This window comes from Paraburkholderia sp. CNPSo 3076 (assembly GCF_026343935.1).
Classification (GTDB): Bacteria; Pseudomonadota; Gammaproteobacteria; order Burkholderiales; family Burkholderiaceae; genus Paraburkholderia; species Paraburkholderia nodosa.
This window is the reverse complement of the sequence record NZ_JAPMAL010000014.1, coordinates 1-19,695: the sequence shown is the minus strand read 5'-3', so window position 1 is coordinate 19,695 and position 19,695 is coordinate 1. Positions and strand designations below refer to the sequence as shown.

17 protein-coding genes and 1 rRNA gene are annotated in these 19,695 nt (G+C 64.6%); 6 read left to right on the top strand and 12 right to left on the bottom strand.

All coding sequences use genetic code 11. The features are described 5' to 3' along the window. Positions 1-37: 37 nt before the first annotated feature. The 8 genes from M3A49_RS17260 to M3A49_RS17225 form a co-directional block, all read right to left on the bottom strand. Positions 38-1,009 (bottom strand): succinylglutamate desuccinylase/aspartoacylase domain-containing protein, encoded by a 972-nt coding sequence (locus M3A49_RS17260; RefSeq protein ID WP_266229797.1) that lies wholly within the window; start codon positions 1,007-1,009, stop codon positions 38-40. Beyond that, positions 1,006-2,478 (bottom strand): NAD-dependent succinate-semialdehyde dehydrogenase, encoded by a 1,473-nt coding sequence (locus M3A49_RS17255; protein WP_266229796.1) that lies wholly within the window; start codon positions 2,476-2,478, stop codon positions 1,006-1,008. The genes M3A49_RS17260 and M3A49_RS17255 overlap by 4 nt, the downstream gene beginning before the upstream one ends. Positions 2,479-2,644: 166 nt before the next feature. Further along, positions 2,645-3,145, bottom strand: a complete 501-nt coding sequence (locus M3A49_RS17250) for an Lrp/AsnC family transcriptional regulator (RefSeq protein WP_042269347.1) — start codon at positions 3,143-3,145, stop codon at positions 2,645-2,647. Between the two features lie 44 nt (positions 3,146-3,189). Next, positions 3,190-4,608: an aspartate aminotransferase family protein gene (locus tag M3A49_RS17245; RefSeq protein ID WP_266229795.1), complete on the bottom strand. Its 1,419-nt coding sequence runs from the start codon at positions 4,606-4,608 to the stop codon at positions 3,190-3,192. A 202-nt stretch (positions 4,609-4,810) separates the two neighbouring features. Then, positions 4,811-5,737, bottom strand: coding sequence for a 2-hydroxyacid dehydrogenase (locus M3A49_RS17240; protein WP_266229794.1), 927 nt, complete (start codon positions 5,735-5,737; stop codon positions 4,811-4,813). 17 nt (positions 5,738-5,754) lie between these two features. Next, entirely contained in the window at positions 5,755-6,630 is an 876-nt protein-coding gene (locus M3A49_RS17235) for a GNAT family N-acetyltransferase (RefSeq protein ID WP_266229793.1), read from the bottom strand. Between the two features lie 123 nt (positions 6,631-6,753). Next, positions 6,754-7,191, bottom strand: coding sequence for a BON domain-containing protein (locus tag M3A49_RS17230; RefSeq protein WP_266229964.1), 438 nt, complete (start codon positions 7,189-7,191; stop codon positions 6,754-6,756). Between the two features lie 118 nt (positions 7,192-7,309). Further along, on the bottom strand, positions 7,310-7,603 hold the full coding sequence (locus M3A49_RS17225) for a hypothetical protein (protein WP_254357309.1): 294 nt from the start codon (positions 7,601-7,603) through the stop codon (positions 7,310-7,312). A gap of 109 nt (positions 7,604-7,712) precedes the next feature. Here M3A49_RS17225 and M3A49_RS17220 point away from each other — a divergent pair, with 109 nt between their 5' ends. Continuing rightward, on the top strand, positions 7,713-8,678 hold the full coding sequence (locus M3A49_RS17220) for a GlxA family transcriptional regulator (protein ID WP_254357308.1): 966 nt from the start codon (positions 7,713-7,715) through the stop codon (positions 8,676-8,678). 13 nt (positions 8,679-8,691) lie between these two features. On the opposite strand, the gene M3A49_RS17215 is transcribed toward M3A49_RS17220, so the two are convergent. Continuing rightward, positions 8,692-9,405: a GNAT family N-acetyltransferase gene (locus M3A49_RS17215; RefSeq protein ID WP_266229790.1), complete on the bottom strand. Its 714-nt coding sequence runs from the start codon at positions 9,403-9,405 to the stop codon at positions 8,692-8,694. Positions 9,406-9,521: 116 nt separating this feature from the next. Continuing rightward, complete coding sequence (locus M3A49_RS17210; protein WP_266229788.1) at positions 9,522-10,385, bottom strand: NmrA family NAD(P)-binding protein; 864 nt, start codon at positions 10,383-10,385, stop codon at positions 9,522-9,524. Between the two features lie 231 nt (positions 10,386-10,616). Between M3A49_RS17210 and M3A49_RS17205 the strand changes: the two genes are divergently transcribed. Continuing rightward, positions 10,617-11,534: a LysR family transcriptional regulator gene (locus M3A49_RS17205; protein WP_266229786.1), complete on the top strand. Its 918-nt coding sequence runs from the start codon at positions 10,617-10,619 to the stop codon at positions 11,532-11,534. Positions 11,535-11,545: 11 nt separating this feature from the next. Here M3A49_RS17205 and M3A49_RS17200 read toward each other — a convergent pair whose 3' ends face one another. Continuing rightward, on the bottom strand, positions 11,546-12,499 hold the full coding sequence (locus M3A49_RS17200) for a LysR family transcriptional regulator (protein WP_266229785.1): 954 nt from the start codon (positions 12,497-12,499) through the stop codon (positions 11,546-11,548). A 127-nt stretch (positions 12,500-12,626) separates the two neighbouring features. Between M3A49_RS17200 and M3A49_RS17195 the strand changes: the two genes are divergently transcribed. Then, positions 12,627-13,331, top strand: coding sequence for an SDR family NAD(P)-dependent oxidoreductase (locus tag M3A49_RS17195; protein ID WP_266229784.1), 705 nt, complete (start codon positions 12,627-12,629; stop codon positions 13,329-13,331). Between the two features lie 33 nt (positions 13,332-13,364). Here the strand turns inward: M3A49_RS17195 and M3A49_RS17190 are convergent, their stop codons facing one another. Next, entirely contained in the window at positions 13,365-13,802 is a 438-nt protein-coding gene (locus M3A49_RS17190; protein WP_254357300.1) for a carboxypeptidase regulatory-like domain-containing protein, read from the bottom strand. 509 nt (positions 13,803-14,311) lie between these two features. Here M3A49_RS17190 and M3A49_RS17185 point away from each other — a divergent pair. The 3 genes from M3A49_RS17185 to M3A49_RS17175 form a co-directional block, all read left to right on the top strand. Beyond that, on the top strand, positions 14,312-16,525 hold the full coding sequence (locus M3A49_RS17185; protein WP_266229782.1) for a glycoside hydrolase family 3 C-terminal domain-containing protein: 2,214 nt from the start codon (positions 14,312-14,314) through the stop codon (positions 16,523-16,525). 352 nt (positions 16,526-16,877) lie between these two features. Further along, entirely contained in the window at positions 16,878-19,157 is a 2,280-nt protein-coding gene (locus M3A49_RS17180) for an EAL domain-containing protein (protein ID WP_266229780.1), read from the top strand. 441 nt (positions 19,158-19,598) lie between these two features. Next, positions 19,599-19,695 (top strand): 16S ribosomal RNA (locus M3A49_RS17175); the annotation flags it as partial.

The following is a 19,695-nucleotide window of genomic DNA, read 5'->3' as shown; positions in this document are numbered from 1 at the left end:
CATTCGTTCGTTAGCCTGAATAAAACGAGAAGGCGCTTCAGCGCTTCTGAACGATGCGCTGCTCGATCTTGCCGAGCCGCACCACGGTCACGCCGGGGCGCAACTGGCGCAGCGAAGGCATCACGAGAATACAGTCGTCATAAGGCGTGACTACCGGCGCGCCGTCGGACCAGCCGATCACGGCGCCGGCCTTGGGGAACACTTCGAGGCCCGTGTAGTCGCCCGCGAAACGGAAGTCCATACTCTTCGCCACCACCGGCTCAGTCACGCGCACCACGCGCATTTCCGGCGGCAGCGGCTGTAGCCAGTCGGCAGGCAGATCCGCTTCTTCCATCACGCCAGCGAGAAGCAGAAAGCGCGCCGTGACATCGCGCGCCACGGTCACGGCGCTCGTTTCCCAGTGCTGTCCGCACTCGATCAAGAGCGCGTTCTTCGCGCTCGCCGGGTCGCCGAAGCCTTCATAGTCGCGCATGCGGCGGCCTTCCGGGTGGCCCTCGTCGCATATGACGGTGGCCGGCGCGCCAAGCCGCGCCGAGAGTTCGACGCCCTTGGCGAGCGGCCCCGCGACGATCAGCGGCATGCACTTCTCGTGCATCGAATGGAGGTCGAGCAGCAGATCGACGTCGTCGATCACGGGCCGCATCGCGCGGGCGCGGCGCAGTTCGCTCGAATCGCGCGCGAGGTCGTCCAGTGCCAGCGCGGTCCACACGCGATTGAAGTCCTGATCGACGAAACGCGCGGCGTCGGGGTGCGCGGGGTCGAAGCGGCGGTAGGCCTCCACGTTCGCGAACGCGAGCGTGAGCTTGCCGCGTCGCGGCCGCAGCCGCGCGCGCAGCAGCGCATCGACGACGATTGCGCCGCACACCTCGTTGCCGTGCGTGAGCGCATTGATCATCACATGGGGGCCGGGCGCGCCCGAGTCGAAGGTATGCACATAGGGGATGCCCGTCTCGCTGCGCTCGTGCGCGGCGATGTCGGGGAACGCGACTTCGATCGGATAGGTGCTCATGCGAGCCCTCCCTGGCAGAGGTATTTGATGGAGAGGTAATCGTCGAGCCCGTACTTCGAGCCTTCCCGGCCATAGCCCGATTCTTTCACGCCGCCGAACGGCGCCGCTTCGCTAGCGAGCGCGCCTTCGTTGATGCCGACGATGCCCGCTTCGAGTTGGCGCGCGACGCGATCGATGCGGCTCACTTCCTGGCTGTAAAAGTAGGCGGCGAGGCCATACGGTGTGTCGTTGGCTGCGTGGATCGCCTCGGCTTCGTCGTCGAAGCGGAACAGCGGCACAACGGGGCCGAAGGTTTCTTCGCAGCTTAGCTGCATGTCGGGCGTGGCGTTCGCGAGCACGGTGGGCGCGTACCAGTTCGCGCCCAGCTCGCTCAGGCGCTTGCCGCCCGTGAGCACGCGTGCGCCGCGGCTCACCGCGTCGTCCACGTGGCGGGCGATCTTTTCGACCGCACGCGCGTTGATCATCGGGCCGATCTGCGCGGCGGGGTCGGTCGCGGGCGCGACTTTCAAAGCCGCCACGCGCGTGGCGAGCTTGTCGGCGAAGCGCTCGAACACGCCCGCTTGCACGTACACGCGATTGGGGCACACGCAGGTCTGGCCGCCGTTGCGGAACTTCGCGGCCATGAGGCCAACAACTGCGGCGTCGAGATCCGCGTCGTCGAACACGATGAACGGCGCGTTGCCGCCCAGTTCGAGCGAGAGCTTCTTCAACGTGCCCGCCGATTCCTTCGCGAGATGCTTGCCCACGGGCGTCGAGCCGGTGAAGGTGATCTTGCGCACCCGGGCGTCCGCGAGCCAGTCGGCGACGGCTGTCACGCCGCGCTCGCGCGATGCGCAGATGAGGTTCAGCACGCCGGGCGGCACACCCGCCTCGTGTGCGAGCATGACGAGTGCGAGCGCGGTGAGCGGCGTGTCCTCGGCGGGCTTGCCGACCACCGTGCAGCCCGCGGCGAGGGCGGGGGCGATCTTGCGCGCGATCATCGCGAGCGGGAAGTTCCAGGGCGTGATCGCCGCGACCACGCCAACGGGCTCCTTCACCGCGCTCATGCGCTTGCCGCGCTGCTGCTGCGGGATGAGATCGCCGTAGATTCGTGTGGCCTCCTCGGCGAACCAGGCGACATAAGACGCGCCATACATCGCTTCTCCGCGTCCCTCGTGCAGGGGTTTGCCTTGTTCGAGCGAGATCAGTTGACCCAGTTCGTCGGCGTTCGCGACGATCAGCGCATGCCAGTGGCGCAGCACCGCGGCGCGTTCCGTGGGCAGCGTGTCGCGCCAGGCGGGGAAGGCGCGGGCGGCGGCGTCGGTGGCGGCGCGTGCGTCGTTCGCATCGCTATCCGCGACCTCGGCGATCGTTTTGCCGGTCGCGGGATCGGTCACGGCGAAGCGCGTGCCGGAGGCCGCGCTCACCCACTGCCCGTCGATGAAATTGTCGCTGCGAATCAGCGCGCTCAAGGGATAACGCGTAGTCATATGCCGATTCCTTTCCGCACATGCGGAAGAAGATGGTTCGATGCCGGGATGCGCGTGCCCACGACGAGTGCGCCGAAGCCGTGAGGTTTCAGCGCGAAGCGCGCGCGAGAATACGGAGGCGGGACGCAGGAGCGCGAGGCGCGTGCCTCACGTGCGTCGCCCGTGCTCAGGAATGCAGGTTCTGCGAGAACAGCGTTTCGAGCGGGTAATGCGTCTTGACGAACGCCGTCTTGATGATCACGTAGCTGAAGTACTTCTCGATGCCGATATCGCGCTCCAGCAGCCCCTCGACAATGCTCTGATAATGGCTCACGCTGCGCGCGACGAACTTCAGCAGATAGTCGTAGCCGCCGCTCGCGAGATGGCACTCGACCACCTCGTCCACCTCGCGTATTGCCTTCTCGAACTTGATGAAGTCCTCGCGGCGATGGTCGGCGAGCGTGACCTCGGTGAACACCATCTGCACGTCGCCCAGTTTTTCCAGCTGGATCTGCGCGCCGTAGCCGACGATGAACCCCGCCTTCTCCAGACGTTTTACGCGGATCAGGCAGGGGCTTGGCGACAGCCCGACTGCGTCGGCCAATTCGACATTCGTGATGCGCCCCCGCTTCTGCAGTTGCGAGAGGATGCGCAGATCGATTCGGTCCAGCTTGCAGTCGTTGCTCATCGTGATGGGGGCGGCCCTGCATGTCGAAGTGTCGAATGATGGTATCACGCGGCGACACGGGCGCTGACCCCATTCTTCGTCCCGTTTCCGGCCTTCAATGCGGCGCGCACTTCGGGCTGCGCGAGCACGTCGTCGAGCGTTTTTTCGAGGCGCTCGAACAGCAGGTCGATCTCGCTTTCGGTGTACGAAAGCGCGGGCGCGAAGCCGAGAATGCCGTCGCCGAACGCGCGGAATACGAGGCCGTTGCCATACGCGGCGGCGGCGATGCGATCGGGCAGGCCGAGCGCTACGTCGAAGCGCTGCTTGCTCTCCTTGTCGGCGACGAGTTCGAGCGCGCCGAGCAGACCGCGGTGGCGCGAGTCGCCCACGAGCGGGTGGGCGAGCAGCGCGTCGAGCCCCTGAGCGAAGCGCGGCGCGCGCGCGACGCCGTTCGCGAGCAGGCCGCCTTCGTGATAGAGGCGCATGACTTCGAGGCCGATGGCCGCGCTCACCGGGTGCGCGGAATAGGTGTGGCCGTGGCCGATCACGGCGGCGGCGTCGCCATCGGCAATGCCTTGATAAAGGGCATCCGACATCAGCACGGCGCCCATCGGCGCGTAGCCTGCCGTGAGGCCCTTGGCGACGGTCATCAGATCCGGCTCGACGTCTTCGGCCTGGCAGGCGAAGAGCGGACCCGTGCGGCCGAAGCCCGTAATCACCTCGTCGGCGACGAACAGGATGTCGAGCTTGCAGCACGCTTCGCGCATGGCTTTCAGCCAGCCAACGGGTGGCACGATCACGCCGCCCGAACCCTGGATCGGTTCGCAGAAAAACGCGGCGACGTTTTCGGCTCCGAGTGCTGCGACCTTCGCTTCGAGCGCGGCGACCGAAGCGGCGATGAGCGCCGCGTCGTCCGCATGCTCGCTGCGATACGCATAGGGCGAGGGAATGTGATGCTGCGTGGCGAGCGGCAAGTCGAAGTTGCGATGGAACGCGGGCAACGCAGTCAGCCCCGCGCCGACTGCCGACGAGCCGTGATAGCCGCGCTCCTGCGCGACGATGTGCTTCTTCGCTGGGCGGTCCGTGGCGTTGTAGTAGTGCGTGATGAAGCGCAGCGCGGAATCGACTGCATCCGAGCCGCCCAGCGTGAAGTACACGTGCTGCAGCGAAGCGGGCGCGCGCTCCACGAGCAGCGCGGCCAGTTCGATGGCGGGCTCCGAGCCGAAGTGGAAATAGCCCGTGGCGTAGGGCAGGCGCGCCATCTGACGCGCGGCGGCTTCGACGATGCTTTGATGGCCGTAGCCCGTGTTGACGCACCAGAGGCCGGAGAACGCGTCGAGCAGTTCGTGGCCGGCGGCGTCGCGCAGGAACACGCCCTGGGCGGATTCGAGCACGGTCACGCCGCGCGCTTCGTGCGCGCGGTAGTTCACGACGGGATGGATCAGATGTTTGCGGTCGGCTTCAATGAGCGAGCGATTCGGCATGGTTCGGTTCCCGGCGGATGAGTCAGAGGAGTGCGGCGCCTGGCCGTTGATTGGGCGTTGGCTGGCCGTTGATTCACCGTTCCATGCTACCGGGCCGATACCGGTGCGCGTTTCGCCAAATCATTCGCGAAATAGCGTGTTTGTGGCGTTTTGATCGCGGGGCGCAGCATATTGTGCTGCGCCCTCGGCACGGCCACGAGCCTCAATAGCCGCGCGTCCGGTCGATGAGGCCGAGCATCCGCACGCCGTCGCGGTGGCGGCGGATATTCTCGAGCACGACATCGACGGCCGTTTCGGGCCGCGTGGCGCTGGCAATGTGCGGCGTGAGGCGCACACGCGGATGCGTCCAGAACGGATGCTCCGGCGGCAGTGGCTCGGGGTCCGCGACGTCGAGAATCGCATTGCGCAGGTGAGCACTGTCGAGCGCGTCGAGCAGCGCTCGCTGGTCCAGTTGCGGCCCGCGTCCGACGTTGATGAACGACGCGCCCTGCGGCAGCTTCGCGAAGAGCGTGGCGTCGAGCAGGCCGCGCGTGGCTTCGGTGAGCGGCAGCAGACAGATGAGGATATCGGTGCGCGCGAGGAAGGCGTCGAGCGCCTCGGCACCCGCGTAGCATTCCACGCCGGGCAAGGCGCGCGGCGAGCGACTCCAGCCCGCGCATGCAAAGCCGAAAAGGCCCAGGCGTTCGAGCACCGCGCTGCCCAGCATGCCGAGCCCCAGCACGCCAACGCGGCGCGACGCGGCGGCGCGCACGGGCAGGGCGCGCCACACGCGCTGCTGCTGTTGCAGGGCGTAGTCGAACAGATCGCGATGGATGGTCAGGACCGACTGCATCACGTACTCGACCATCCCCTCGACGATGCCCGGCTCGATCATGCGCACCACGGCGACATGCTCCGGCACGCCGGAAAGATCGAACTGGTCGATGCCCGCGCCCACGGAGAAGATCACTTCGAGATTGGGCAGCGTGCGCGCGGGGTCCTCGGGCGGCTGCCACGCCGCGAGATAACGCACGGCGGCGGGGTCGCCGGTATCGGGCCAGAGGCGGAACGGGATCTCGGGAGCCTTGTGCGCGAAAAGCTGCGCCCATTGCTTGCCGCGCTCGGGGTCGGCCTTGTAGAGGAGCGTCATGAAGCCGATTCCCGCGCTCAGCCTAGCGCCTGATTGACGATGGCGAATTGCAGCACGCCCGGATCGGGCGCGGGCGCGCCGTTGCGCGCCATCTTCACGACCGTGTCGACGCGCGCAAGGCCGAGCGATTCGAGCCATGGGCCGAGGCCCTGCTCGTCGGGGGTATCGAGGCGCGTGAAGGCGCCCGCGTTGGCGGCCAGGCGGTTGGCGATCAGCGCTTTGGCGCGCTGCATGTGCAATCCATCGTCCGCGGCGACGGCCACTGGACCGATCGCATGGCCGCGGCCGAACGGGCGCAACAGCGCGAAGCCGAGCACCGTGTCGCCGCGCACCAGCGCGACGCCCTGGGACACATCGAGCAGCGGCGGCACGAGTGCGCTGCGGTCGAGCCCGCTCGCGCGCGAAGCGAGTTCGATGAGGCGCGGCGTATCGCCCGGTTCGAGGGGCCGCAAACGCTCGCCCGGCGGCGGCTCGACCATGGGCGCCGCAAAGCGGTCGCCCTGGTGCTGATGCAGCAGGCCAATCTTCCTGAAGCCGAGCTTTTCGTAGAGCGGCTGGCCTGCCTCGGTGGCATGCAGCACGGTCATGCGCGCTCCGAGCACTTCGAGCAGGCGCTCCATCAGCAACCGGCCGATGCCGCGGCCTTGCTGGTCGGCCGAGACGATCACGAGCCCGAGCGTCGCGCCATGTTTGCCCCACGGCCAGCATAGTGCGGTGCCCACCACGGCGGTGCCTTCGCGAACCACGAAGCCTTGCCCGGCCGCGGCGGCGAAACGCCAGTCGTCGCTACGATGCGGCCAACGGAATTGCAGGGAAAGCGCGTGGGCGCCCTCGATGTCGGATTCGGTGAAAGTCTCGCAGACGAGGCTCGAGGACGCAGGCTGGCCGGACACGGCGGGCTCCTTGATCGAAGGTCGATGGCTCACTTTGACAGGGCGCGCGCGCCAGGAATAGGACGATCCTGCTGTGCGGCCGATCGAATCCGCTTCTGAGCTTGCTTCTGAGCCTGGCGCGGATCAAGGCCCGCTGCCGCGGGCCGTACGCACGGTCAAGTGGTTCGACACCGACGTGACGCCGTTCACCGACCCGGCCGCGTCGCCGGCCCGCGCTATCTGCGATTTGTGCGGTACCGACCCCGTCAACGAGACAACGCCGTCACGCGCCGTGACGTGAATGTTGGCGAAATTCAGCCCTGTTGTGCGCGTGAAGGCCCGGCGGACGTCACGCACCAACGCACTGTCCGATCGGCCCGACTGCGCGGGCGCGCCTTCTTGAGCGGAGGCGTCGCCGGGCGCGCTCGCGGCCGTTTGTGCGTGCGCATAGCCCGCGCAACTCGCGATGGCCACGAGCACCAGCGCGCGGGCGATTTGGCTTTTACCGTTAGTTTTCATCCTTCTTCCCTTTGCCAGGTTCTGCAGGTTCCCCAAGGTTCCGCGCCCGCCGCCAGGCAGCATCGAAACCAAGCGGCGGATCAGTACGTTGTAGGTGAAATCTCTGGCGAGGAGAAGAAGGCTGCCAGGAGGTCGCCGACAACCCATGGTGCATGCGTGGACGGCGCCTCCTGCGTAGCGCCTACTTTCCTTGAAGAAGCAGCCCGAGCGGCGCGAGCGGGCCCACCGGCAGCAGATCGAACGCGAGGATGCCGGCCTGGGCGAGCGGTAGCGTATCCAGCGTAGCCTTCACATCGTCGACCGAGCCCGAGCTCATGAGAAACACCACGCCCGGTTTGTCCTGGCGAAACCAGTACTGCTCAATTTTGTCGTCCAGGTAGAGCTTGAGCGTGGCCGGCACTTCGTGCGGCATGATCTCGTCGCGCTGCGCGGGCGTGAGTTCCTTGACGATCGATCCAATGGCGAGAACCTTCATGACAACCTCCTTGATCTATGTTTGTTGCGACTTGCAACACGATTGAGTGTATCGTTGGGGTCTCGTCGGCTGTACTGTCACAAACGACAACTTTAGAGGCATTTACGCCATGCGCATTGCTGTCCTGGCTCTCGACGGCGTCTTCGATACCGGGCTCTCCGTTACGCTCGACGCGTTCTCTGCCGCAAACAAGCTTTCGGCCGCGACCATGGGTGGCGTTCCGCGTTTCGACGTCACGCTCGTGGGGGTGAGAAAGCGGGTGCGCTCGGCTCACGGCCTCGCGGTGCCGGTGCAGCCGGTCGCGCCGGACTCGAAGCCCGATTGGGTGATCGTGCCGGCGTTGGTGACGTTATCTGCGCAGGAGCTGATGCAGTCGTTCGAGCGCCGGGACGTCGGAGAGGGCATGGCGCGTTTGCTCGAATGGCAAGCGGGGGGCGCGCGAGTCGGTGCTTCGTGCGTGGGGACGTTCATCCTCGCGGAGGCGGGGCTGCTCGATCATCGCGAAGCCACGACCAACTGGTCGCTCGCGCCGTTCTTCCGGCAACGCTATCCGCATGTTCAGTTGAACGAATCGCGCATGCTCGTGCCTTCGGATATTGGCGTGACGGCCGGCGCGGCCATGGGGCATCTCGATCTCGCGCTCTGGCTGATCCGCTCGGCGAGCCCCGAACTGGCATCGCTCGTATCGCGCTATCTGCTGGCCGACATCCGCTCTTCGCAGGCGCCGTACATCATCCCGAATCATCTGGCGCAGGCCGATCCGCTCATTCAGCGCTTCGAACAATGGGCGAGAAAAAATCTCAAGTCGGGATTCTCGCTGCAGGACGCCGCGAAGGCGCTGGCAACGAGCTCGCGCTCATTGCAGCGCCGCTGCCAGGAGGTGCTCGGCAAGTCGCCGCTGGCGTACTTTCAGGATTTGCGGGTCGAGCACGCGCAGTCGCTGCTGCGCAGCGGCAAGCTCGACCTGGAAAGGATCGCCGCCGAAGTCGGTTACGGCGACGGCGCGACGCTGCGCAGCCTGTTGCGGCAGCGGTTGGGAAGAGGGGTGCGGGAACTGCGTGCCGACTTGTTGTGAACGGGCGGCTTTTCTATGGCGCGACGCCAAGCACCGTGAGATGCATCTCGCGGCGCTCGACAAAGCCCAGGGTGCGATAGATGGAAATGGCGCCGTGATTCGACGTCAGCACGTGCAGGAACGGTGTCTCGCCGCGCGCGCTGATTGCCGCCATCAGCAGTTGCATGAGGCCCGCCGCGAGCCCTTGCCCCCTGAAGGCCGGGTCCACGCATACGGCGCTGATTTCGGTATGCCCTTCGATCTTCATGCGCTCGCCGGCCATGGCGACGAGTTTGCCCTCTCTGCGCACGCCAAGGTAGCCGCCGAATTCGATGGTGCGCGGGCCAAACGGACCGGGCTGTGTTGCCGCGGCCAGCGCGAGCATCTCCGGCACGTCATGCTCCGTTAGCCGCACGTGCTCCAGCGCGGTGGGCGCAGGCGCTTCGCCTTGCCAGACCATTTGCAGCAGCGTGGCGTGCCGGATCAGCGCGAAGCCGGCGGGTGGCTCCACGGCATCCAGCGTGGTCAGGGCAACGGGTGCGTGCTCTTCGATCAGTCCTCGCAAGGCGTCGAACGATTCAGGCGTGGTGTCCGTCATCGCCGCAAAGGGGGCGACGGCGGGCACATACCGCACCGCGCGATCGTTCCCAACGGCAAGATGGCGCTGGCGGCCGGTCAGCGCGTGCCCTGGCACGTTGTCCAGCGCGGTTGTGCTGCCCGCAGGTTTCGTTGCCAGCACATCGAACATGATTCGCGCTCCGGTAAGGGATGGGGACGGTTTGTGACGATAGTCTAGACGAGGCGCGTTCGGCGGACCACGGCCGAACGCGTCATCTTTGGCGTTATTCCCGCCAATGCCTTTCGTCACGCACCGCTTGCGAGCGCTTTGAGCACGGTGTCCAGTTCGACGCGCCCGCGAAGGATTTCATCGGCGGGCTTGGAGAAACAGATCCAGCCCTCGTTGAATCCGTCCAGCATGCGCATACGCGGCAAGGGGTGCTTCATGCCTTGTGCCAGAAAGCGCGACTCCCATTCCTGCCGGTTCACCGCCACCGCGCGCACAGGCCTGCCAAGCACGCGGGCGAACGCGGAAGCAATGTCGTTGGCGCTCACGCGGCGCGGGCCCTCCAGCTCGACCACGCGTGTGCCGCTCCTTGTCTGCTGGAGCAAGTCGGCGGCGAGACGGCCGACGTCCGCGGTCGCGACCATCGGGACGGCGTGGTCGAGCGGTTGCAGGTAGCTCTCGATCACGCCGTTGTCGCGCGCGCACGCGACATCCCACGCAGCGTTCTCCATGAACCAGCCAGGCCGCAGGAAAGTCACCGGCACAGGCAGCGCGGCTAGCGCCTGCTCCATCAGCGAGAGTTGCGTGAGCAGATTGCTCTCTTGCGCCTGCGCACCGATGGTCGAGAGACAAACGACTTTCGCGGGCCGTGCGTTGTGGATCGCGGTGCAAACGGCATCGATGACCGCGCGTGATTCCGGAAAGCCCGGCGAGGGATCGAACTGCGGAGGCAGCAGGATGAACACGCCCTGCGCGCCGCTGAATGCAGCGGTAAGCGCTGCGGCGTCTTCCATGCTTGCCGTCGCCAGCTCGCATCCTTGTGCTTGCCACGACGCGGCGCGTGCAGCGTCGCGCACGACTGCCCGCACCGGTTGCCCCAAGGCAAGCAGCGCACGGGCGAGTGCGCCGCCCACTTTTCCGGTAATGCCTGTAATTGCGTACACTTGAAACCCTCCGCATGCGACGACGAGATTGTCGAAAAAGCCGAACACGATGGCAGCAAGGTGCTGCCTGGTTCCGTTTCGGTGAGACGCATTCTGGACGCAGGGCGGCTGAAGCTAAATGCCGCGAAGGGCACTAGATCAGTGACTCGCGCGCACGAATCGGATGGCCGATCCATCATCGCCAAAGGCTGCTTTAGGGCCGCCGTGCCGGCTGCCATTGGAACGACGACATTGAGAACAACGACACTCGAGAACATTTCCGGCGCGATTAGCGTGTTTGCCGCCGTCGTCGACGCGGGGACGTTTGCCGCCGCGGCAGACGTGCTCGGCATGTCGCCGCCAGGCGTGAGCCGCGCGATTGCGAGGCTGGAGAAGCGGCTCGATATCCGGCTCTTCAATCGCACGACGCGCTCGATTTCGCTCACCGAAGGCGGGCGCCGTTTCTACGAGCAGGTCGTCCCGCATCTCGCGGGGCTCGAGGAAGCGGCCATCGCGGCATCGGGCAATGCGTCAGCGGTGCGCGGCAGGCTGCGGGTGAATCTGGACCCGGTGTGCTATCGGGCAGTTCTCGGCACGGATCTCGACCGCTTCATGGACGCCCATCCCGAACTCGAGATCGAACTGATCGCGAGAGATAGTCTTGGCGACCTGGTGGCGGAGGGATTCGATGTCGCGATGCGATTCGGCAAGCCGCGATCCTCCACGCTGGTTGCCCGCAAGCTGCTCGATACTGCCGTCGTGACGGTCGCGGCGCCAGGCTATCTCTCGCGCTGGGGAAGGCCGCTGCGCCCCGAGGATCTCGAAGGCCCCGCTCACCGGTGCCTCGAATTCCGCGACCCCGAGACAGGCAAGCCCTATCCCTGGGAGTTTCATCGCAAGCGCAAGCATGCAGTGGTGGCGACGCATGGGCGGCTCACAGTGAACGATCCGGGCGCCTTGCTCAATGCGTGCCTGGCCGGTTCCGGCATTGCGCAAATGCTGCTTCTCGGCGCCGAGCCTCTGATTGGCGATGGCAGGCTGGTGAATCTGTTCCCCGATTGGCCCGACGAACGCTTCCCGCTATACGTCTACTATCCGTCGCGGCACTACACGCCCGCGAAGACGCGCGCATTCATCGATTTCATCGTCGCCTGGGCCGCGGCGCATTGATTGCGGCGACATCACAGCGGTACGCGTTGCCGGCATACCGTGAGCACGAGGTGCCGCAGCCAGCGATGGACGGGATCGGCCTCGATGCGCGGATGCCACATCTGCGACACCGTGATCTTTTCGGTCGTGACCGGCAACTCGAAAACGTGGATTCCAGCGGACGGTGGCGATTCGCGCAACTCGTCATGATGTCCCTGCGGTTGCTCACGGTGATTGCACAGAAACGATCCGGGCACGAGCGCAATCAGATCGGAAGCGCGCGCCACGGCTAGCGCGGCAGGGAAGCTGGGCACCACGGCGACGATCGTTCTTTCCAGTCCCAGCGCGGCCAATGCAACATCGACCGGTCCGCTGCCGCGGCCGCTTCGCGACGCAACAACGTGCCCGAAAGCGACATACCGTTCGGCGCTTGGCCCGCGCTCCAGCGCTAGCGGATGGCCCGTTCTGACGACGCCTACGAAGCGGTCCCTGAAGAGCGCCTGCACGCGAATTTCCGGACCCATCTCGCCCAGCACGCCGATTTCGAGGTCGGCCGAACCCTCGCGCAAATGTGTCGACGTCTTCTCCGCCTTGGGCGCGAAGCGCAAGCGCACGAATGGCGCGACCGCGGTGGCCGCGGCGATGAGCGCCGCGCCGAAGGCTTCCACGAAACCATCGTTGGCGCGAATCGTGAAGGTCCGCTGCAAGGTGGCGAGATCGGGCTCGGCGGCCGACGGCACAAGGACGGCGCGTGCTTCGTGAACCGCGTTTCGCGTGCGCTCGCGCAGCGCCTGCGCATGCGGGGTGAGCACCATGCCGCGGCCGGCGCGAACGAGGAGCGGGTCGCCGGTCGCCTCGCGAAGGCGGGTCAAGGTCCGGCTCGTTGCCGAGGCGCTCAACCCCAGTCGACGCGCCGCGCCGACCACGCTGCCGTCGTCGAGCAATGCGTCGAGCGCGATGAGAAGATTCAGGTCGGGTTCAGACATGCCCGATGCTAGCACGGGTTTTTTTGGCATGGCGTTCCGTGCAACTTATAGCTGCAAGGCATGCGTCTTCCGCCATGTCTGAGGCGCCACTATATTTCCCATCTCCACTGAATACAGGGAAATAGCCATGCAGGAATCACCGCACTCAAAGACGGTTCTTCTCATCGGCGCATCGCGCGGACTTGGCTTTGCCATGGTCGAGGAATATCTCAAGCGCGGCTGGCGGGTGATGGCCACCGGCAGGGCGGGTTCGATGGGTCGGCTTGCGCAGGCGGCGCAGGCCTCGCAAGGTGCGCTCGAAGTCGACACGGTCGATATTACGGTGCCGGAGCAGGTCGCGGCACTCCACGATCGCCTTCAGGATCGCCGGGTGGACATGCTCTTCGTGAACGCCGGCGTCACGAATGACCATCGTGAAACGATTGCAGATGTTTCAACCGATGAGTTCGTTCGCGTGATGGTGACGAACGCGTTGAGTCCGATGCGCGTCGTCGAGGCATTTCAGGACCTCGTGCAGCCGGCCGGGACGATAGGCGTCATGTCGTCCGGGCAAGGCAGCGTGACCAACAACACGAATGGCAACCATGAGGTCTACCGCGGCAGCAAGGCCGCGCTGAACATGTTCATGCGCAGCTATGCGGCGCGCCATCAAGACGAGGCGAAAACCTTGTTGCTCATGGCGCCGGGATGGGTACGCACGGACATGGGTGGCCCGCAAGCGCGCCTGGGCATCGAGGAGAGCATCCCCAACCTGGTCAGCACGATCGAAGCGTACGAAGGCCGCACCGGACTGCATTACCTCGACTACCTCGGGAGAGTCGTTCCCTGGTGAGCCATCTCGACAGGCTGGAGACGCGACTCGTGCTCAGTGCTTGCCCGGAAACGAGAACGTCGCACGCGCGCTGCCGTTGCCGGCGACGTTCACGCGCTGCGTCCTCGTTACCTCGTTATAGGTGGCGGTGATCGTATAGCGTCCGGTGGGCAGCCGCACGAGCATGTACGGACCGTGCGAACGCGTGTCGAGCACGGACGTGCCGCCTGCGTTCGTTATCTGTACCTGCACGTCCGCAACATAGCTCGAACCGGGACCGGTAAACAGCAGCGAGAGCGGCCACTGGCTGCGCGCATGCCGCAGCGCCGTGGACTCGTCGCGGCCGACCCCGCCGGACACGAACGAGACGTCACCTTGCTGCTCCGTTTGTGGCATGCCCGTTTGCGCGAGTGCGCTGCTTGCCAGAGCGAATGCGCACGTTGCAGCGAGCAGGGTCGAAGCGATTCGGGGAACCTTGCGTTGCCTTTCCATCGTGGCCACTCCTTACAGTGATGTCGATTTCGCGCACGCAGGCGCGAGCGCCGCCGGTTCTGCAGGCCTCGTAACAGATTAGCTTCTTTCGGCCCGCGACGCGCTCTGCGCGCTGCGTTCACGGGGCGCCGCTCCGCCTTCGCGAGCGTCATGCAAATCACATCGAATTCTGAATTTCCGTTGCGTTCGCAACAATCGCATTACTCATAGCTTACGAGTTCCTGTCTATTTCACGCCTTTCATGCGTGTCAGCTACCGCCAGCCGGGAAAACACCGAGATAAAAGCTCGTAAGGCTACTCAATAGTTTTTATATGATTATTTGGAGTTTTGCTACATCAACCGGCGAGGTCCACGCGGACGTACAAAAGCAAACGTTTGCGCATCGCGGCTCAACCGGTTTCCCCCGCAGGAAGTTTGCCGGCGCCTGACGCGGCCGGCCGCTCTGCCAGACCCTGCTTACCGGGTCTGATCAGTACTCCATAACGTACTCGAACTCTCGGAGAGACATATGAGGATCACCCGTTGGCCCACCGCCGCCGTGCTGGTTGCGATGGCCGCTACCGCCCATGCCGGCGAAAGCAGCAACGACGTACCTTATCCGTTGCCGATGCCGTTGATGGCCGTCCCCCAGAACCTCGGCGCGCACGTTCGTGCCGACCTGCTGCTCAAGCGTATGACGCAGGACGAGAAGCTCCAGTTCATCCATTCCGAATACCAGATGAGCGCCGTGCCGGGCGGCGGCGCGGGCTATATTCAGGGCGTGCCGCGTCTGGGCATTCCCGACCTGAATATGGTTGATTCCGCAACGGGCTCAGGCAGCACGAGCCAGAAGAGCACGACCTTTCCGGCGACGATCGCGCTCGCGGCAAGCTGGGACCCGTACCTCGCGCGCGACTTCGGCGCGCGCATAGCCGACCAGTTGCGCGAGCAAGGATTCGGCATGGGTCTCGGCGGCGGCACGAACCTCGCGCGCGAACCGCGCGGCGGGCGTCTCTTCGAGTACCTCGGCGAAGACCCCGTGCTGGCGGGCGAAATGCTGGCGGCGCGCACCATCGGTACGCAAAGCCAGCAGGTGATCGCCACGATCAAGCACTACGTCGGCAACGAACAGGAAACGGGCCGCCAGGGCGGCAACAGCCAGATCGACGAACGCACGCTGCGCGAACTCTATCTGCTGCCGTTCGAAATCGCGGCGAAGGAAGCGCGGCCAGGCAGCGTGATGTGCAGCTACAACCGCCTGAACGGCACCTACGCGTGCGAGAACACGCATGTGCTGACCGACGTGCTGAAGAAGGACTGGGGCTTCCAGGGCCAGGTGCAGTCGGACTGGGGCGCGACGCATAGCACGGCCCCGGCGATCAACGCGGGTCTCGACGAGGAAGAGGACGTGGGCCCGACGGTCTATCTCACGCCCGATCTGGTCAAACAGGCGATCGCCTCGAAGGCCGTCTCGCAGGACCGCCTGGACGACATGGTGCGGCGCAAGCTCTATGTGATGATCAGCACGGGCGTGCTGGACCATCCGGCGCAGGGCGGTGCCACGATCGACTTCGCGAAGTACAACGCGTTCACGCAGGCCGCAGAAGAACAATCCATCGTTCTCCTGAAGAACGACAACAGCCAGTTGCCGCTTTCGGCGCCGAGCCTGCACAAGATCGCGGTAATCGGCGCTCACGCCGATACGGCCGTGCTGACTGGCGGCGGCTCGGGCAATACGCGCGATCCGGTCACGGGCAACTTCTCGGGCTGCGGCGGGCTCACGTTCTCTTCGTCCACAGGCTGCGGCTGGTGGACCAACCCGTGGCTCAAGCTCAATACGCCTATCACCCAGGCGATCCAGCAGCTCGCGCCTTCGGCGCAGGTGAGCTTCGCGGGCAACACCGACCAGACGCAGCCGTTCCGCGCCTATACGCAGCAGGAGATCACCCAGGCCGCGACGCTCGCCAGCCAGTCCGATGTCGCGATCGTTGTCGTGGCGCAGCCAGCGGGTGAGGACTTCGGCGATCTGCAAAGCCTGAGCCTCGCGAACCCCTCGAATCAGGATCAACTGGTCGAAGCCGTTGCGAAGGCCAACCCGCGCACGATCGTGATCATCGAGAGCGGCAATCCGGTACTGATGCCCTGGAAGGACCAGGTCTCGGCAATCGTCGAGGCATGGTACCCGGGCGAAGGTGGCGGCAAGGCGATCGCGAACGTGCTGTTCGGTCAGGTGAACCCTTCGGGCAAGCTGCCTGTCACGTTCCCGGTACACGATCAGGACACGCCTACGTGGGGGACGAACGGCGCCTTCGCGACCGATCCCGTGTACTCCGAAAAGCTGGACATGGGCTATCGCTGGTATGACGCGAACAACATCACGCCGCTTTACGAGTTCGGCTATGGCCTTTCGTATACGCACTTCAGCTATTCGGGACTGACGGTGAAGCAAGGCCCGGGACATACGCTCACGGCGTCGTTTACGGTGCGCAACGATGGCCGCGTAGCCGGTGCGGAAACGGCACAGGTGTATCTTGGTGTGAGCTATGCCGGCGAGCCGCCGCGTCGTCTGGTTGGGTTCCAGAAGGTGTTCCTGAAGCCGGGGCAGTCGCAACCGGTGCGCGTGACGATCACCGAACGTGCGCAGAGCGTTTGGGACACGTCGCATAACGATTGGGCCTACGTGTCTGGCAGCGCGGTGTATGTGGGCGCCTCGTCGCGCGATATCCGCCTGCAGAGCCGGTAAGCAGGAGGGCGTAAGGAGGCTGCGTTGCGGCCTCTGTTTTCTATTCTCGAAAACGGCCGGCTCGCGAACGTTTGCGAGCCGGTTGAATATCGAATATGCAATGCTTTTCGTTTCTATCATTCGCGCGCGCAAGAACGCGAATGCGTATTCCCGCAAACATAAATAACTTCCGCGGGTAATCCCCATTCATTCAGAATAGGGAACGCGGGTAGACTTACCCACCCGTCCGTGGGCCTTCCTCCGTTTGCGCGTTTTCCAGATACACGCCGTCACGCTTTACTGTGACGCTGTCTCGTAGTGCCGCGCGCACGCTACGCATGGAAGCTGAACCAAGAAGAATACTAAATCAGCCATGAGACTGATCACACGCGCTGTGAACTGGATTACCGAAGGCAACCGCCGCGGTCGACTCATTGTGGCGCTCGTCCCTGTGTGGGTGAGTGCCGTAGCGGCGGCCGTGCTCGCCCAGTACTCCCGTGCTGTCATAGCGTGGCCCGTCGCGGTGCTCGCTTGCACCGGCATGCTATTGCTGCTGCGCCTCTCCCGGCGCCTTGGCGCCCGTTTGCGCTTGAGCGAGGAGCGCCTCAGCCTCGGATTCGAGGGCATCAATGCCGGACTATGGGACTGGGACCTGGTCAGCGACCGTGCCTACTATTCCCGCTATCTGTACCAGCAACTCGGCTATGGCGACGGCGACCTCCCCATGGACACCCGCGCTTTCAACGCGCTCGTGCATCCTGCGGATCTGCTCCGTTTGCGCGAGACCATCATCAACCATCTGAAGCATGACAGCCTCTACGACGTCGAGTACCGGCTGCGAATGGCCGATGGTCGATACCTGTGGTGCCGGGGACGCGGCAAGGCCATACGCGATGAAAGCGGCCGGGCCACGCGCATCGTCGGTTGCCTCTTCGATATCTCCGGGCTGAAGCGGGCAGAAGCGGCCGCCGCGAAGGAAAAGAGCCTCACCGAGGCCACGCTCGCTTCGATCGACGACGGCGTGATCCGCATGGACAACCAGGCGAGCGTGACCTATTGCAACGCCGCCGCCGAGCGCATGCTCGGGCGTCCCTCGCGCGATATTTGCCAGAAGCCGTTGTTCGACGTGTGTGATCTCTACGACGAGCGCTCTGGCAATATCGTCACCGCGCAATGTCTGCACAACCGTGCAGCAGCGGCCGACGACGACGCGCAGCGCAGACTCTCGGTGACGCGCCCGGATGGCACGCTCCTGCCCGTGGCCTGTTCTGTGGCGACGATCCGCGACGACGAAGAGGAAATGCTGGGCACGGTGATGGTGCTTCGAGACGCGAGCACGGAGCGCAAGCATGCCGCCGAACTCGAATATCAGGCTACGCACGATCATCTGACGGGTTTGCTGAACCGCCGCGAATTCGAGCGCCGGCTATCGGGCTTGCTCGAGAAGGCCGGGACACGCCCGCATGCGGTGATGTTCCTCGACCTCGATCAGTTCAAGGTCGTCAACGATACGTGCGGCCACGCTGCCGGCGACGAATTGATCCGCAGCGTGGGCACTGCGTTGAAACAACAACTGCGCGCCGCCCATATCCTCGCACGCCTGGGCGGTGACGAATTCGGCGTCGTGCTGCCGGAGTGCTGCATCGGCGACGCCATGCGGGTCGCGGAGGATCTGCGGGAGGCCGTGACGGTCATCCGGCTACCATGGGACCAGCGTTTGCTGACGACTGGTGTGAGCATTGGCGTGGTGGAGGTGGACGCCACGCAAATCTCGACGTGGGACATCATGAAGGCGGCCGACGTCGCCTGTTATATGGCCAAGGAAAAAGGCCGCAACCGCGTGCATCAGTACTGCCTCGAAGATCAGCTCCAGTCGACTACGCATACCCAGATGGAGTGGGTGGCCCGCGTGAAGGCGGCGCTCGAGCACGACCGTTTCTGCCTCTACGCGCAACAGATCAAGTCGCTCAAGGAGGGCGGTCCCGGCGAGGAAGTGCACGTCGAGTTGCTGCTGCGCATGGTCGACGAATCGGGTGGTGTGATTCCTCCCGCGTACTTCATTGGCGCCGCCGAGCGCTTCAACTTGATGCCGCTCGTCGACCGATGGGTGATCGGCCGTGCTTTCGAAGCCATCGCGGCGGGCCATCTTGCGGCAAACGTCTGGTCGATCAACCTCTCCGGCGCGTCGCTCGGCGACGAAGACTTGCTCGCGTACATCGTGCAGCAGCAGCAACGCTGCGCAATCAGCTTCGAAAGCGTCTGCTTCGAGATCACGGAAACGGCCGTGATCACCAACCTCTCGAAAGCGATTGCCCTCATGGAGAGCCTGCGAGCGCTCGGCTGCCGATTCGCGCTCGACGATTTCGGCTCCGGCATGTCCTCGTTCACTTACCTCAAGCGCCTGCCGGTGGACTATCTGAAGATCGACGGCAGCTTTGTGCGCGGGATTGCCAGCAGCGACCTCGATCGCACGATCGTCCAGTCCATTCACCAGGTGGCCCACGCCGCGGGCAAGGCAACCATCGCCGAGTTTGTGGAAAGCGAGGCGATCATCGGGCGTCTCAGCGGCATTGGCATCGACTACGCACAAGGGTTTTGTGTCGGGTTGCCCCAGCCCCTTCCCGAAGGCGTCGTCGAGACTGTCGGCGCTTGATCGGCAACGACATCACTGCGCTCAAATTCGATTGTGCTGTGGGTCGGACGCAGCTGCCGTACCCGATTTGGTGACAGAAGGGGCGACCTGTTACGCGTGGGTGCCGCTGGCTGCCGAAAATCGGCGTAGCAGCCCCCAAAATAAATATTCGAAAGTCGCTTGACGATATCTGGAATGACCCGCATAATTCGCCTCCTTCGCTGATCGCTGCGAACGAAAACGAAGCGATTAAGACGAATTGCTCTTTAAAAATTTACAGCCGATAAGTGTGGGCGCTTGATGCGGTGGCGGCCTGATGTGGTTCTTCGGAGCGATATCGGGAGCAGCAAAAGTATCAAGAGTCTCACACTAAAGTAAGTCAGGTTTTTGAATTTATTCAGAACCTGTCAGCTTTGAGTGAGCGACCGGTCTCGAGAGAGACCGAAAACAGTAACAGGTATTGAACTGAAGAGTTTGATCCTGGCTCAGATTGAACGCTGGCGGCATGCCTTACACATGCAAGTCGAACGGCAGCGCGGGAGCAATCCTGGCGGCGAGT

Bases quoted from the DNA above. Each gene is read 5' to 3' on its own strand.
- M3A49_RS17200 (WP_266229785.1), bottom strand. From the start codon at position 12,499: ATGTCTGAACCCGACCTGAATCTTCTCATCGCGCTCGACGCATTGCTC.
- M3A49_RS17180 (WP_266229780.1), top strand. From the start codon at position 16,878: ATGAGACTGATCACACGCGCTGTGAACTGGATTACCGAAGGCAACCGC.
- M3A49_RS17260 (WP_266229797.1), bottom strand. From the start codon at position 1,009: ATGAGCACCTATCCGATCGAAGTCGCGTTCCCCGACATCGCCGCGCAC.
- M3A49_RS17255 (WP_266229796.1), bottom strand. From the start codon at position 2,478: ATGACTACGCGTTATCCCTTGAGCGCGCTGATTCGCAGCGACAATTTC.
- M3A49_RS17185 (WP_266229782.1), top strand. From the start codon at position 14,312: ATGAGGATCACCCGTTGGCCCACCGCCGCCGTGCTGGTTGCGATGGCC.
- M3A49_RS17220 (WP_254357308.1), top strand. From the start codon at position 7,713: ATGCGCATTGCTGTCCTGGCTCTCGACGGCGTCTTCGATACCGGGCTC.
- M3A49_RS17195 (WP_266229784.1), top strand. From the start codon at position 12,627: ATGCAGGAATCACCGCACTCAAAGACGGTTCTTCTCATCGGCGCATCG.
- M3A49_RS17190 (WP_254357300.1), bottom strand. From the start codon at position 13,802: ATGGAAAGGCAACGCAAGGTTCCCCGAATCGCTTCGACCCTGCTCGCT.
- M3A49_RS17250 (WP_042269347.1), bottom strand. From the start codon at position 3,145: ATGAGCAACGACTGCAAGCTGGACCGAATCGATCTGCGCATCCTCTCG.
- M3A49_RS17245 (WP_266229795.1), bottom strand. From the start codon at position 4,608: ATGCCGAATCGCTCGCTCATTGAAGCCGACCGCAAACATCTGATCCAT.
- M3A49_RS17240 (WP_266229794.1), bottom strand. From the start codon at position 5,737: ATGACGCTCCTCTACAAGGCCGACCCCGAGCGCGGCAAGCAATGGGCG.
- M3A49_RS17215 (WP_266229790.1), bottom strand. From the start codon at position 9,405: ATGTTCGATGTGCTGGCAACGAAACCTGCGGGCAGCACAACCGCGCTG.
- M3A49_RS17230 (WP_266229964.1), bottom strand. From the start codon at position 7,191: ATGCTGCCTGGCGGCGGGCGCGGAACCTTGGGGAACCTGCAGAACCTG.
- M3A49_RS17225 (WP_254357309.1), bottom strand. From the start codon at position 7,603: ATGAAGGTTCTCGCCATTGGATCGATCGTCAAGGAACTCACGCCCGCG.